Origin of the sequence: Comamonas sp. (assembly GCF_036666375.1) — a bacterium.
Taxonomy (GTDB): Bacteria; Pseudomonadota; Gammaproteobacteria; order Burkholderiales; family Burkholderiaceae_C; genus Comamonas.
The window spans coordinates 1-14,580 of sequence record NZ_JAVWWA010000036.1; the positions used below are offsets into that span (position 1 = coordinate 1).

The window sequence follows — 14,580 nt, forward strand, 5'->3', positions numbered from 1 at the left end:
CCCCCCCTGCAAAGACCGCTGTACCTTCGCCTTTCAACGCCCGCCCGCGCCGCGCGCGCCGCCAACAGCAGACGGCACGCGCGCCGTACAAGCCCGATAAAAGCTTCAACCACCCCTGACTATCACCGCTGCCCCCTGGCATCTGCGCGCAGATCTCGCCTCCCGTCTGCCCGTGACAGGCATGGGTTTAGATCCATTGAAAGACCCGGCTCAAGCCATTGGAACGATGCAATAATTGACCTGCTTTAAAATTCACTGAACTATTCACAGACAATTCAAATGAACCCCTCGTCACGCCAACAACTCTCCGATCTCCATCGGAGTATTGAGCGCGCACTGAGATATGGGCCGCGCACTGCTCAGCACCTCATGCAGGAGCTAGGAGTAAGCCAGGCAACTCTTTCGCGAACTATTCGTGATCTATCCTCTACGGTCACGATGTTCCGTGTCCCGGGCCAGCGCACACCGCACTACGCCCTGCTGCGCACCCTGGCGTTGAGCCTGAACCCACGCCAGCGCATTTATCGCTTCCTATCCACTGGCAACATTGCCCCGTTCGCTGATGTTGAGTTCCTGACCGGTGGCGGCACGCTGGAGCGCACGGACTCCGGCATCACCCGCGTCTACGAAGGCCTGCCTCCCTACATGTCCTTTGCCGCGCCGTCAGGCTTCCTTGGGCGCCAGCTCGCCCATACAGCCGCTCTCGAGCATGCGTTCCCGACCAGCCTCAAGGACTGGAACGACGATCACCGCGTCGCGTTCCTATTTACCCAGGGCGTGAATCTCCCTGGCAACCTCGTCTTCGGAGACGCCCCCCTGCAGCGTGAACTGGATCTCCTGCGCCTTCCAGGATCGGAGGCCGACGAGAAGCTCGACTATTACTACGGAATCTCCCAGCAGCTCAAGAACGCCGCCTACGGATCGAGCGCTGGCGGCGAGCAGCCCAAATTCCTCTGGGTAGGCCAGGACACAGGCCACGTAATCGTCAAGTTCGCGCGCATCGGCAGCCGCATGGCTGAGCTTCTCCCGCTGGAGCACCTGGCCCTGAACTCGCTCGCTGACGTCGGCGTGCCCGCAGCCAAAACCCAACTATTCATGCACAAGGAGTTCGTTTTCCTCGAGGTCGTTCGCTTTGACCGCGTGGGGGACAAAGGGCGCGTGGGGATGCTTTCGGCCGGCGCCATTGACGACGAGTTCTTCGGCATGCGTGACACCTGGTCGGAGTTCGCCGCGCGCTGCGTCACTGCAGGCTATCTCAACAAGCAAGACGCCGAGCACGTGGGCGTGATGGCCGCCTTCAGCGAACTCATCGGCAACACAGACAGGCACTTCGAGAACATCTCCATGCTGATCGGCGAGGACGGCGAATACCTCGGCATCGCGCCCGCCTACGACATCCTCCCGATGCGCTATGCATCGATCGGAGGCGGCGTCGACCCGGAACTCGTGCCCATCGAGCCCAAGGTCGGCACCATCGGTGCCGTACCTTCTGTGTGGAAGCGTGCAGCGGACGCAGCCGACAAATTCTGGAGCGCGGTCGCCAATACGGAACTGGCCGCCCCCATCCCGCGTTCGATCCGTGAACTGGCCATGCGCAACCGCGAGGTCGCGCGCGATTTTGCGGCGCCGCTTCTACCCGCGTAGCCTGAGCATCCAGGACCTCGGGGCACCAATCCGTCAGGACCTGAAGGCGCTGGCTTATCAACCGCTGGTAATGCCAACGCGAGAGGCTGTGAACCAGCGTTCATTCCATACGCTCCGAGGAACAAGCTAGCCAAACAGCGCTAATCCATAGGCGCGAAAGCTCTCGATCAGAGAGGCGCTTTGAGCGCTTCTTTGCGCCCAAATCCTGCGGAAAACCGCATGTTTCCTAGCTTTGCTTTGTGACTCAAAATGCCTCACCGAAAGGTGTGCCGGTTCGATTCCGGCCCCAGGCACCACACGCAAAAAGCCGTTAAGTCTCAATGACTTAGCGGATTTTTTTGTTTTCGGTCCGCCGCGCGTTTCCAGGCCTGAAACTGGAAAAGTCAGGTCGCCATCAGGGCGATCATCTGCGCCGGGCCCCGACCGGAACCTGGGGCAACAAGCCAACCACAGGCACATATCTTGCGTCGCATCGTCCCGAAGCCACTGTCGGATACACGATACAAACACAGCGGCACAAGTTGTAAATAGATGAAACCACTCGTAAAGCTTCTGTAGGATTGCGGGCGTCCTTTCCCCCACGTTGAAACTAATCCATGCCTGCCCTGTCCCTTCGCCAGAAACTTCTGGCACCGCTGGTTTTCTGTCTGCTCGCGCTTCTCACTCTCACGCTGTTCAACGCCTATCAGGCCCGCGACAAGGCCTATGAGGCACGCCAGCTGGCGCTGCGCGATTTCGTCGATTCGGCCGACAGCATGATTGCCGGCATCGCGGCCGAAGCCAAGGCGGGCAAGCTTTCCGAAGAGGACGCCAAGGCCACGGCCATAGCGCGCGTCGGGCAACTGCGCTACGCCGGAGGCAATGGCTACATCACCAACATCACCACGGACTCGGTGGTGCTGAACAATCCATCGACGCCGAAGTTCAACGGCAAGTTCATGGGCGACTTCCAGGACGCCAAGGGCGGCTACCTGTATCGCATCATTGCCACAGTGGGGTCATCGGCCCAGGGCAACGGCATCATTTCCTACTGGTGGCCGCGGCCCGGCGCGAAGGAGCCCAGCGAGAAGATCGCCTACGTCAAGCGCTCGACTTCGTGGAACTGGGATCTGGTTGCGGGCGACTATGTCGACGACATACAGCAGGCTTTTGTGGCTTCGCTGATCAAGTCACTGGTGGTGCTGGCCGTGCTCGCTGCATTGCTGGCCGTGATCGCCTGGCTGACCATGCGCAGCGTGCTCAATGCCATCGGCGGTGAACCCGCAGTCGCAGCCGAGATCGCCAACCGCATCGCGGGCGGCGACCTGTCGCAATCCGCGCTGCAGGGCGCGTCGCGCGCGCCTGAAGGCAGCGTGATCGCCGCCGTGGAACGCATGAGCGCGCAGCTGCGCCAGCTGGTCACGCGCATCCACGAAACCGCGGGCGTGATCCATCACTCGGCGGGCGAGATCGCCACCGGCGGCCTCGACCTGTCGCAGCGCACCGAGCAGCAGGCCAGCTCGCTCGAGGAAACCGCGGCGTCCATGGAAGAGCTGACGGCCACGGTGCATCAGAACGCGGAAAATGCCCAGCGCGCAAGCCAGATCGCGACCGGCGCCTGCACGGTCGCCGAGCGCGGCGGCGCGGTGGTGGAGCAGGTCGTGTCCACCATGGGCGAGATCAACACGTCGTCGCGCCGTGTGGTCGACATCATCAGCGTCATCGACGGCATCGCCTTCCAGACCAACATCCTGGCTCTCAATGCCGCGGTCGAAGCCGCGCGTGCGGGCGAGCAAGGCCGTGGTTTCGCGGTGGTGGCGGGCGAGGTGCGCAGCCTGGCCCAGCGCAGCGCCGAAGCCGCCAGGGAGATCAAGACCTTGATCCAGGCATCGGTCGAACGCGCGGACGCGGGCGCCACGCTGGTCAACCAGGCGGGGGAGACCATGCGCGAAGTGGTGTCCACGGTGCGCAACATCACGGTCATCGTGACGGAAATCGCCTCGGCCAGCCGCGAGCAAAGCAGCGGCATCCAGCAGGTGGGCCAGGCCGTGACCGACATGGACCGCGTGACTCAGCAGAACGCCGCGCTGGTCGAGCAGTCGTCGGCCGCGACCCAGGTGCTGCAGGACGAGTCGGAGAAACTCTCGCGCCTGACCGCGTCGTTCAAGCTCTAGGCGCTTGCGCCGCCGGCCTGCAGTCATCGCGCTGCAAGCCCCGTGCCGGGCCATACCGTGGCCTGGCGACCGGCAGGGCCGGGGTCAGCGGCCTGCGCTGCTGCCGGAGTCCAGCTTGAACACTTCCACCGCGCCGACCAGCGCGTTGGCCTGCTGGCTCAGGCTGCCGGCTGCGGCGGCCATTTCCTCGACCAGTGCCGCGTTCTGCTGCGTTGCCTGGTCCAGCTGCATGATCGCTTCGCCGACCTGGGCCACGCCCGTGCTCTGCTCGCTGCTGGCCGAACTGATCTCGCCCATGATGTCGGTCACGCGGCGGATCGCACCCACCACTTCAATCATGGTCGCGCCGGCCTTGTCCACCAGTTCGGTGCCCTCTTCCACCCGCTGCACGCTTGCGGTGATCAAGACCTTGATCTCTTTGGCCGCTTGGGCGCTGCGCTGCGCCAGGCTGCGCACCTCGCCCGCCACCACCGCGAAACCGCGGCCTTGCTCACCCGCACGAGCGGCCTCCACCGCCGCGTTCAACGCCAGGATGTTGGTCTGGAAGGCGATGCCGTCGATGACGCTGATGATGTCGGCAATCTGCTTGCTGCTGTCATTGATACCCTTGATGGTGGTCACCACCTGGGCCACGACATCGCCGCCCTGTCCCGCCACGGCGGATGCGCTCATTGCCAGCTGGTTGGCCTCGCGTGCGTTGTCGGCGTTCTGCCTGACGGTGGAACTGAGCTCCTCCATGGATGCGGCGGTTTCCTGCAGCGCGCTGGCCTGCTGCTCGGTGCGCATCGACAGGTCGTTGTTGCCCGATGCAATCTCGGCGCTGGCCGATGCCACGCCCTGCGCATTGGCGCGCACGCCCGACACCAGATGTGCGAGGTTGTCCCGCATGGTGGTCAGACCGCGCAGCAACTGGGCGATTTCATCCTTGCCACGGGCTTCGATGGGCACGGTCAGGTCACCGCGTGCGACCGAATCGGTGATCGCCACCGCATTGCCCAGTTGCCGGGAAATCTGGCGGATCATGGCCCCGCCCACCAGCAGGGCCAGCAGCACGCCCAGCGTCACTGCGCCAGCGGTGAAGATCCAGGCGGTCTGATAGGTCTCGACGGCGTTTTCATATCGCGTCCTGGCCTGATCGAGCTGAACCTCCATCAGTTGCCCCAGCACCTCCTGAAGCGGATCCATCGCCGGGTACAGCTCCTTGGCGGCAAACGTGGTCAAAGCCGCCATGTCTGCCGATTTGAAATGTCCCACGAGCACATCGACGGCGGCATCGGCCTGGACCTGCAGCGGCTTGAAGCGCGCAACCAACTCGGCTTCCGCGGGTACCAGCTTTGTCGCCAGATAGGCGTTCCAGTGGAGATCGATCGCCCGGCGCGCATCCGCTACCGACTGCAGGCCCTGCGCGGCCGTCATGCCGCCATCCCGGACCTTATGAGCGGCATCCACCACATTGACCGCATACATGTCGGCAACGATCTTGATCTGCTTGAGAGGAACGACCCGATCCTGATACACGGACTTGAGGCCGGCATTGGACTGCCCCATTCCCAGGAGTCCAACGCCACCCACCAGCAGCACGAGGCAGCACAACACCGCCAGAATTCCGGCCAGCCGAATGGAAATTTTCAGGTTATTCATAGGTTTTGCCTTGATGGGGATCCAGAGCGCGTTTCAACACGGCAGGCCCGAAGTCAGCGCCGAGCCGACGAACGGGGGACTTGCCCGGTCGCAGGACAGCCGCGGCTGATTCGGAGATTGCAGATGGCGCAGACCACAGGTGAGTGCATGTAATTTTCGCAACAGTTATCAAATTATAATGATAAAAATGATTACACAGGCAATCTATTTACGAGTTTGCGCTTGAAACCACGTTGCGGCGACAATCCGCCGATCACACTCCCAAAAGCCGTATCATTTTCCGGCGCGCATTCCTGGTTTTCCACCTGTCGGGCCGCCACTCACTAGAGCAGTCAAGCCGACTGCGCAGAGATTACCGTGACTCGACACTGCGCTGCGGCCAGACAGACAGGTGCGGCCCCGGCGCCGGCGAAAAAAAACCCACCGGGGCGGACCCCGGCGGGCAAGTGCTGGCTCGAGGCCGGCACGGAGACATCTGGAAATGCAGAATCAGGGCTGTTTCTTGCCTGGCCCGGCGCTGGCATCGGCAGGCGTGGCCGATTCTGCCTTGGAGCCCGCGGCAGCGCCGCCCAGCGCGCCGGCCACGCTGCCGACCATCCCGCCTACAAGCACGCCCGCCGGTCCGGCCACCGCTGCGCCTACTGCAGCGCCTGCGGCCGCGCCGGCGACAAGGCCGCCGCCCATCAGCACCGAACCCGACTCGCGTTCAGCATCTTCGGGCGACAACTGCACCTGGGCCGCGGGATCAGGATCCTGGGAGGGAACGCCGTGGCCTGGCACGGCCTGATCAGCCAGATCGGGGTCAATGGGGTTTTCTGACGGGCGTGGGGTGATCGGTGCAGTCATGCGGCGCTCCTTTGGCAATGGATGGCGGGCCAGCGCCCGCTGTCCTTCGGTTGTACCGTGCGCGCCGCCGACCATCCGCCGTCAGGATGGCCGCGATGCTGTCAGTCAATGCCTTGTGCGCCACCCATGCACGCGTGAAAAACAGGGCATGACAAGCCTGTAGCGACAGCACAGCGGCATGCGGCGTTCACTGGCAAGAAGCCGGCCAGCGCGCAGCTACATTGGATTCGCGCAGGCGCGGCGGCCTGCCGCAGACCGAGGCCCCCATAGAACCGCGAAGGAGTTTGCCGTGCCAAATTTCCGCTCGATGCTCTGCATCCGCCACAGGCTGGCTCGCCTGTGCCTTGGCACTGCGCTTGCCGCGCTCGCGGCCTGTGGTGGCGGCGACAGCCTGCCGGACCTGCCCCCGGGACCGCCGCACACATCCGCCGAACGCAGCCTGCCGTCGGTCGTCGCCGACTGGGTCAAAGGGCAGTTCGGCCCCACGGCGCGACACGCCAATCGCTGTGCCGCACCGCGCAGCGGCACCGATCCCTACACCGGCATGCCCTATCCCGACCGACCGGGGCGCACGCTGGACGAGAACCACTGGCTGCGCTCCTGGACCCACGACAACTATCTCTGGTATGACGAAGTCGAGGACCGCAATCCCGCGCTGCATTCCACGCCGGATTACTTCGCGCTGCTCAAGACCGAGGCGCTGACCCCATCGGGCGCGCCCAAGGACCAGTTCCATTTCTTCCTGCGCACCGACGAGTGGAGCGCGCTGTCGCTGGCGGGCGAATACCCGGGCTATGGAATGCGCTGGTCGGTGCAGCAGGCCAACCCGCCGCGCGAACTGATTGTCGCCTACACCGAACCCGACTCGCCGGCGACCGCGCCGGGAGCCGGTATTGCGCGCGGGGCCCGGATACTGGCGATCAACGGCATCGATCTGGTGCACGAAAGCGACCCCGAACGCCTCGACAGCATGCTCAGGGCGCTGCAACCCCGGGCAGCGGGCGTGAGCACCCAGTTCACGATCCTCGACGCCGGAGCGAACGTGCCGAGGATCACCACGCTGCGCTCCGCGCAGGTGACCTCTGCGCCGGTGCAGAACGTCAAGACGTTCGAAGGCCCCAACGGGCGTACGGTAGGCTATCTGCAATTCAACGACCACATGCGCGCGGCCGAGCCGCAACTGGCCCAGGCCATCGCGACACTGCGCAACGCAGGCGCGACCGAACTGGTTGTGGACCTGCGCTACAACGGCGGCGGCTACCTTTACATCGCCAGCCAGCTCGCCTATATGATCGCTGGCGAGATGAACAGCCACGGCAAGGTGTTCGAGCGCGCGATCTTCAACCACAAGATCCAGGCGCGCGGCCTGGGCTTGCCGCCCATGCCCTTTTTCTCCACGGGCAGCGGAAACTCCATGCCCACGGGCCTGCCCCTGCCCAGCCTGGACCTGCGCCGCGTCTATGTGCTCACGGGTTCGGACACCTGCTCGGCAAGCGAATCGCTCATCAATGGCCTGCAAGGCATAGATATTGAAGTGGTGAAGATCGGCGCCGCCACCTGCGGCAAGCCCTACGGCTTCCTCCCGGAGGAAAACTGCGGCAATACCTATTTCAGCATTCAGTTGCAAAGCGAGAACGCCAAGGGATTCGGCGACTATGCCGACGGCATGCAGCCCACCTGCAGCATTCCCGACGATTTCACGCAGGCGCTGGGCGATCCGCGCGAGGCGCGCATGGCCGCGGCGCTGCATTACATGGCCAGCGGCGCCTGCCCTGCGCCGTCGGCGGTTGCCAGCACCAAGCAGTTGCGCAGGACGCAGGCACGCTCCGGGCCGATGCTGCGGCCGTTGCAAGGCCTGCACCAGCGCATTCTGCAGGCGCGTTGATCGGTGCGACGGTCTGCGCCCCTGCGCTGGATGACGTTTTTTCTCCACAGATGCGAAGAACAAAGCTGTGGATAAGCTGTTATCAGTGTGTGAAAAAGCGCGCCAAGTCCTTGCCCGGACTGCGCCTTGGCTATCTTGCCGCAATTTGAGGCATGGTAAACCCGCAGTCACGCGTTTATCGTGCCGTCGGAGTTCGCCACCACCTCGATACGACGCTCAGGCGCCGTGCCGCTTCAATCTTCCTGTCGGCGTATCAGATCCCGTCCCAAGGGAGTGATGAACCACTTCTTTGCCGCATCCTGATGGGCGAGACCGAATTCCAGCAGGCGCTTGGAAATATGCTCGCGCGCTGCGGACTCGAGCGAAATGGTTTCGCCCATTTCGAGCTTCTTGAGCGCAGCCAGCTCGTCCACGGTGGGCTCGAAATGCAGCAGGTGGTCACTGGTGGTCATGGCACTCTCCTGGCCGCGCGCTCGCAGCCGGTTATCGGACACTGTAACTGATGCCCAGCGTATTCTCTTGAGCGCGGATGCGCAAGCGTCCGCAAGCGCTTTCTGCGCCATCCTGCGATGATTGGCATGGTCGCGCTGCGCCCGCGCCGGCCGCCTGTTCCTTTTTCTTTGCCCATGCTTTACGCCATCACTGCCCTGTTCGCGCTCCAGCTGCTTGGAGAAGCCATTGTTCACTTCACCCATCTGCCGCTTCCCGGCGCCCTGGTCGGCACGCTGCTGCTGCTCGCCGCGCTGATATTCCACGGCCGCACGCCCCAGGCGCTGGAACGCGTGGGCACGGTGCTGCTGCAGAACATGATGCTGCTGTTCATTCCCGTGATTGCCGGCGTCATGCTCGAGTTCGACAATCTCGCGCGCCAATGGCAGCCGTTCGTGCTCGCCTGCATCTTCGGCGCGGCGATCACTTTCATCGCGACGCTGCTGAGCTTTCGCTGGATGCTGCGCTGGCAGGCACGCAAGGATCAGCCATGAGCGCCGCCTTCGGATCCTGGCTTGCCGCTTCGCCCCTGCCCTGGCTGGTGCTGACGCTGGGCTGCTATCTGGCCGCGATGGCACTGTATCGGCGCAGCGGCTGCCACCCGCTGCTGATTCCGGTGTTCACGGCGGTGATCGTCGTCGTCGGTGTGCTGCTGCTCACGGACACGCCCTATGCAACCTACCGCAGCGGCGTCGCCATGCTGGGCATGCTGATAGGCCCGGCCACCGTGGCGCTGGCGCTGCCGCTGTATGCGCAGCGCGCGCGCATCCGCGCGCTGTGGCTGCCGCTGACCGTGGCCTTGCTGGTGGGCTGCACCGTGGCCCTGCTTTCGGCGCTGGGCCTGGGCTGGATACTCGGCGCCAGCGATGCGACGCTGATGGCGCTGGCGCCCAAGTCGGCCACGATACCGATTGCGCTGCCCATGGCCGAGCGCTATGGCGCCACGGCTTCGCTGGCCGCGGTCGCCGTGGCCATCACCGGCATCGCGGGCGCGATGCTCGCACCGCTGCTGCTGCGGCTGCTGCGCTCCACCGACCCCGCCGAGCAAGGCTTTGCGCTGGGCCTGACCGCGCATGCGATAGGCACGGCGCGCGCGCTGCAGATCCACCCCACCATGGGAGCGTTCGCGGCCCTGGCCATGGGCCTCAATGGCGTGGCGACCGCGCTGCTGATGCCGCTGTGCCTGGCGCTGCTGGGACGTTGAACGCCAGCGAGTTATCCCCGCGCCAGGCCCCCAAGCATGTGGACAACTGCGCCCCTTGCCCGGGATAAGCGGGGCAAGTGGCTGTCGGAAAAGGGATTTTTCTCAGCTGCCTGTTTTTTAGGCGGCCATGGAAGCCAGGGCCAGGCGCTTTTGCTGCGCGCCGGCCCAGCCGCACCACAACAGCCCCAGCAGGGCCAGCGCGCCGCCAGCCCAGCCTATGTGGGCCAGCGAAGCGTGCTGAATCACCTGGTTGCCCAGCAGGGCTCCGCCGCCAATGCCGATGTTGTAGATGCCCGAGAACATCGCCATGCCGACATCGGTCGCGTCCGACGCCTGGCGCAGCACCTGGGACTGCATGGCCAGACCGAAGCAGATCATGCCTATGCCCCAGACCGACACCACGGCATAGAGGCTCCAGGCATGGCTCGCGGCGGGCAGCAGCAGCCACAGGCACAGCACCAGTCCCGCGCAGGTGCCGAGCAGAAAACGGCGCGGATAGCGCATGCCCCAGCGGCTGAACAGCAGGCTGCCGATCAGGCCCATGCCGCCAAACAGCAGCAGCGCCAGCGTGACACTGTCGCTGCCCAGCCTGGCAATGGAATGCACGAACGGCTCGATATAGCTGTAGGCCGTGAATTGCGCCGTGATCACGATCGCCAGCAGCACATACAGCCAGGCCAGCGACTTGCGCCGCAGCAGCATGGGAACGCTGCTGAGCGAGCCCGCGTTCTCGCTGGGCAGCAAGGGCAGCAGCCGGAACAGACACAGCATGGCCGCGGCCGCGACCGCGCCAATCGCAATGAAGGTCGTGCGCCAGCCCAGCAGTTCGCCGACCACGCGGCCCAGCGGAATGCCCAGCACCATGGCCACCGAAGTGCCCACGGCCAGCAGGCTCAGCGCCTGCGCCTTCTTGCCTTCGGGCGCCAGGCGCACCGCAAGCGAAGCGGTGATGGCCCAGAACACCGCATGCGACAAGGCCACGCCCACGCGGCTGATGAGCAGCAGCGCGTAGCTGTTGGCGATTCCGGACAGCATGTGGCTGACGATAAATACCAGCAGCACGCCCATCAGCAGCCGGCGCCGCTCGACGTTGCGCGTGAGCAGCATGCAGGGCAGCGAGGCCAGCGCGACGATCCAGGCATAGACCGTCAGCATCAGACCGACCTGCGCGGCCGGCATGCCGAAGCTGGCCCCGATGCCGCTGAGCAGGCCGACGGGAACGAATTCGCTGGTATTGAAGACAAAGGCCGCAATGGCCAAGGCAACCACCGCCAGCCAGGAGGTGGGTTGTTGGGAAGTGGGAATGGACATGGGGGCGCGTGGGACACGCATGAATGACGCAGGGGACCGTGGACGCCCCCCTGCGCCGGGGGGCTGTTCAACCACGGCCCGGAGCATAGCCGCCGGCCCGCGGTTGCGCGCCGGCGCGGCGAGTGCCCCTATGCGCCAGTAGGCGGTTCATGCCGCCGGCGCGCGCAGCGCCTCAATAGGCAATCGTGAAACGCTGGCGCACGTGGGCCGGGCGCTCGAGTTCATCGACCACGGCCACCGCCAGATCGGCCGCCGAAATGCTGCCCGGCTGGTCGCCGTTCATCAGCGGCTGGTCCTTGCCCACGCGGTATTTTCCGGTGCGCTCGCCCCGGCCGCCGGGCAGAAAGCCTATGGGCGGGCTCAGGAAGGTCCACTCGAGGTCGCGCTCCTGGGTCTGCAATTCGGTCAGCAGATCGCGCGCCGCGCGCGCGCCGTCGCGGATCGCGGCGGGGAACTCAGGGGTGTCGACGATCTGCACGCCGGGCGCCGCATACAGGCTGCCCGCGCCGCCGACAACGATATAGCGCTTGATGCCCGCGGCCTTCGTGCCTTCCTGGATCGCATGCGAGCCGTTCATGAAGTCGGCGTAGATGTCGGGGTTGCCCCAGCCCGCGTTGAAGCCGCTGAGCACCGCGTCGCAGCCGGCCACGGCCTGGCGCACCTGCTGCGCGTCCTGCACATCGGCTTGCACCACGGTGAGGCCGGCGCGCGGCGCATATTTTTTCGGGTCGCGCGCCAGCGCCACGACCTCATGGCCGCGCTGCAGCAACTCGTCCAGCAGGGCTGAACCCACAAATCCTGTGCCACCAATCAATGCGACTTTCATATCTGCTCCCAAGAACACTGTGAAGAAGGCCTTAGCATAAGCCGCGGCCACTTTTCGCGGTAGGTGGTGTCGACGACAATCACCTTGAAGCTGGACTTAACAATCAAGGGCTGCAATGGATGATTTCAAACGCATGGCAATCTTTGCCCAGGTGGTCGAGCATGGCTCGATGAGCGGCGCGGCGCGCGCGCTGGGCATGAGCCCGTCGGCCGTGAGCCAGCAGCTGCGCCAGCTCGAGCGCGCGGGCGGCGTCACGCTGCTGCACCGCACCACACGCCAATTGACGCTGACCGATGCGGGCAGCCGCTTCTATGCGCAATGCGCGGCGATGTGCGCGGCCGCCGCGCAGGCGCGCGCCGAACTCGCGGCCGAGCGCGACGCACCCAGCGGCGAGCTGCGCATTGCCGCACCCGTGGGTTTTGCGCGCCATATCGCGCCCGCGCTGGGCGACTGGCTGGCCAGCCACCCCTCGCTGCGCCTGCTGCTGCTGGTCGACGACGCGCCCATCGACCTGGTACAGGGCCGCGTCGATCTGGCAATCCGCTTTGGCGCCCTGCGCGACTCGGGCTGGGCCGCGCGCCGCCTGGGCCATATGCCCTGGTGGCTTTGCGCCGCGCCGCAGTGGGTGGCGCAGCATGGCGCACCCGACCATCCCGCGCAGCTCGCGGGCGCGCGCTGGCTGGGCATGAACGGCCGCCTCGAATGGGAATGCCGCCACCCGACCGAAGACGTTTACCAGTGGCGGCTGCAGCCGCTGATTGCCAGCAACAACCACTGGTCGCTGCAGCAGATGTGCGAAGCCGGCCTGGGCCCCGCGCTGCTGTCCGCAATGGATGTCAGCGAAGCGGTTCAGCAAGGCCGGCTGCAGCGCCTGCTGCCGCAGTGGACGCTGGGCGGGCTAGACATATGGGCGATGACGCCGCAGCGCGACGCCCAGCCCGCCAAGGTGCGCCAGGCGATCGCCGCGCTGCAGGACTATCTGGTGCAGCTGCCGGGTGTGGACGCGTCTTAGAGGGACTGCACGCGCTGCAACTGGGCCATTGCGCTCAGGCAGGACTGCGCGACTTCGACGCCCTTCTTGACGAAGTGGGCGCGGAAGAACTCGAGGTGGTCGGCATGCTCGTGGAAGTCGCGCGGCGTGAGCACCGCCGACAGCACGGGGACGTCGGTGTCGAGCTGCACGCGCATCAGGCCGTCGATCACGGCGCTGGAGACGAACTCGTGGCGATAGATGCCGCCATTGACCACCAGCGCGCAGCCGATGATCGCGTCGAAGCGGCCACTGAGCGCCAGGCGCTTGGCCATCAGCGGAATCTCGAACGCACCGGGCACGTCGAAATGCGCGATCTGCGTGGCGGGCATGCCTTGCTGGGTCAGCTCGCCGACCAGCGCATCGCGCGCCTGGTGCACGACATCGGTATGCCAGCTCGCGCAGATCACCGCGACGCGGCTGTTGCGCGCCACGCTGCCCCATGCAGGGGCGGTGGCAACGGCAGAAGAAATGGAGGAAACGACAGCAGTGGAAGTCTGATTCATGACAAGTGGATAACGTTGACAACATGAATCAGGGCGCGCGCGAAGCTGCGCGGCCACAGGGCCGGAATTCGGGCGCACTGCGGCTGCGAGGAAATGCGCGATCTCTTTCATCCGGACTATGACCGTCGGCCCTGGAGTCTCACCAGGTCTGCTGACCCTGTGGCCGAAAGGCCGCAGGCGCTCGCGGGCTGCTGTGGTCACTGCCGGAGACAGGCCACAGATACCGCCGGTGGGGAGTTTCACCCCGCCCTGAGAACGCTGGCCTCCGAAGAGGCCGTGGTTGATTCTATCGACAGTTGGCACGGCCCGTTCGCAAGCTGGGCGCAAAACTGTTCTGCGCAACATGGATGCTGCCGCTACATTTGGCAACAACCATGGCGGCGAGGCAAAGCTTGTTTGGACAGCATCTATTCCGTCAACCAAAAGCATAGCCCGCGCGTATAACAACAAAGCATTGCGGTTTCCGCCGCATCGCGCCCCGGGCCAGCCATGCAGAGGGCGTCCACCGCATCCACGGCGCTGCCGGGAATGCACCACCTGACGGAGACCTATGCGCACCATTTCCATACGCCTGCTGGCCGCAAGCACCCTGGCCATCCTGGTCACCGGGTGCGTGCTGCCGCCAGAGCCCTACTACGACGGCCCGGGCACGGTCTATCAAAGTCCGGGACGGGTCTACGGCAATCCCGGCCCCATCGTGTATGAGCAGCCCACGACGATCTACCGCAGCGCTCCGGTCTATGTCGTTCCCGACCGGCGCGACGAACGCGCCTGGCGCGAGCATGAACGCCGCGAGCAGGAGCGCATGCGCATGGAGCGCGAACGCGAGCGCGACCGGGATCGCATGCAGCGCGAGCGCCAGCGGGAACAGGCCGAGCGCCAGCGCGACCAATTCGAGCGCCAGCGCGAGCAGCAGCGCCAGCAGTCCGATCGCCAGCGTGACCAGCAACGCGATCAGCAGCGCGCCCAGGCCGAGCGTGAGCGCCAGCAGGCCGACCGCCAGCGTGATCAGCAACGCGCCCAGGCAGAGCAGCAGCGTGCCCAG

At 65.2% G+C, this 14,580-nt stretch carries 13 protein-coding genes and 1 riboswitch; of the genes, 7 read left to right on the plus strand and 6 right to left on the minus strand.

Going from position 1 to position 14,580, the window contains the following annotated elements; translation table 11 throughout:
- Positions 1–438: 438 nt before the first annotated feature.
- Both RR928_RS10990 and RR928_RS10995 read left to right on the plus strand, forming a co-directional pair.
- Complete coding sequence (locus RR928_RS10990; protein ID WP_332682512.1) at positions 439–1,644, plus strand: HipA domain-containing protein; 1,206 nt, start codon at positions 439–441, stop codon at positions 1,642–1,644.
- A gap of 596 nt (positions 1,645–2,240) precedes the next feature.
- Complete coding sequence (locus RR928_RS10995; protein WP_332535629.1) at positions 2,241–3,797, plus strand: methyl-accepting chemotaxis protein; 1,557 nt, start codon at positions 2,241–2,243, stop codon at positions 3,795–3,797.
- 84 nt (positions 3,798–3,881) lie between these two features.
- On the opposite strand, the gene RR928_RS11000 is transcribed toward RR928_RS10995, so the two are convergent.
- Both RR928_RS11000 and RR928_RS11005 read right to left on the minus strand, forming a co-directional pair.
- Complete coding sequence (locus RR928_RS11000; protein ID WP_332535627.1) at positions 3,882–5,438, minus strand: methyl-accepting chemotaxis protein; 1,557 nt, start codon at positions 5,436–5,438, stop codon at positions 3,882–3,884.
- A gap of 489 nt (positions 5,439–5,927) precedes the next feature.
- Positions 5,928–6,284 (minus strand): hypothetical protein, encoded by a 357-nt coding sequence (locus RR928_RS11005; protein ID WP_332535626.1) that lies wholly within the window; start codon positions 6,282–6,284, stop codon positions 5,928–5,930.
- Positions 6,285–6,573: 289 nt separating this feature from the next.
- Here RR928_RS11005 and RR928_RS11010 point away from each other — a divergent pair, with 289 nt between their 5' ends.
- Entirely contained in the window at positions 6,574–8,169 is a 1,596-nt protein-coding gene (locus RR928_RS11010) for a S41 family peptidase (RefSeq protein WP_332549371.1), read from the plus strand.
- A 233-nt stretch (positions 8,170–8,402) separates the two neighbouring features.
- Here RR928_RS11010 and RR928_RS11015 read toward each other — a convergent pair whose 3' ends face one another.
- Positions 8,403–8,621, minus strand: coding sequence for a hypothetical protein (locus tag RR928_RS11015; protein ID WP_332535623.1), 219 nt, complete (start codon positions 8,619–8,621; stop codon positions 8,403–8,405).
- A gap of 174 nt (positions 8,622–8,795) precedes the next feature.
- On the opposite strand from RR928_RS11015, the gene RR928_RS11020 reads away from it, so the two are divergent.
- Positions 8,796–9,152, plus strand: a complete 357-nt coding sequence (locus RR928_RS11020; protein WP_332535622.1) for a CidA/LrgA family protein — start codon at positions 8,796–8,798, stop codon at positions 9,150–9,152.
- Positions 9,149–9,862: an LrgB family protein gene (locus tag RR928_RS11025; protein WP_332535620.1), complete on the plus strand. Its 714-nt coding sequence runs from the start codon at positions 9,149–9,151 to the stop codon at positions 9,860–9,862. The genes RR928_RS11020 and RR928_RS11025 overlap by 4 nt, the downstream gene beginning before the upstream one ends.
- Before the next feature lie 117 nt (positions 9,863–9,979).
- On the opposite strand, the gene RR928_RS11030 is transcribed toward RR928_RS11025, so the two are convergent.
- Entirely contained in the window at positions 9,980–11,173 is a 1,194-nt protein-coding gene (locus tag RR928_RS11030; RefSeq protein ID WP_332535619.1) for a sugar transporter, read from the minus strand.
- 172 nt (positions 11,174–11,345) lie between these two features.
- Positions 11,346–11,999, minus strand: coding sequence for an NAD(P)-dependent oxidoreductase (locus RR928_RS11035; RefSeq protein WP_332549370.1), 654 nt, complete (start codon positions 11,997–11,999; stop codon positions 11,346–11,348).
- Positions 12,000–12,114: 115 nt separating this feature from the next.
- Between RR928_RS11035 and RR928_RS11040 the strand changes: the two genes are divergently transcribed.
- Positions 12,115–13,011 (plus strand): LysR family transcriptional regulator, encoded by an 897-nt coding sequence (locus tag RR928_RS11040; RefSeq protein ID WP_332682516.1) that lies wholly within the window; start codon positions 12,115–12,117, stop codon positions 13,009–13,011.
- Here RR928_RS11040 and RR928_RS11045 read toward each other — a convergent pair.
- Complete coding sequence (locus tag RR928_RS11045) at positions 13,008–13,535, minus strand: 6,7-dimethyl-8-ribityllumazine synthase (protein ID WP_332535614.1); 528 nt, start codon at positions 13,533–13,535, stop codon at positions 13,008–13,010. The two genes, RR928_RS11040 and RR928_RS11045, sit on opposite strands and share 4 nt — an antisense overlap.
- A gap of 95 nt (positions 13,536–13,630) precedes the next feature.
- A riboswitch (FMN riboswitch) is annotated at positions 13,631–13,796 on the minus strand.
- A 289-nt stretch (positions 13,797–14,085) separates the two neighbouring features.
- Here RR928_RS11045 and RR928_RS11050 point away from each other — a divergent pair.
- Positions 14,086–14,580, plus strand: a 495-nt coding sequence (locus RR928_RS11050; protein ID WP_332682518.1) for a hypothetical protein, incomplete at its 3' end; no start/stop codon positions are given.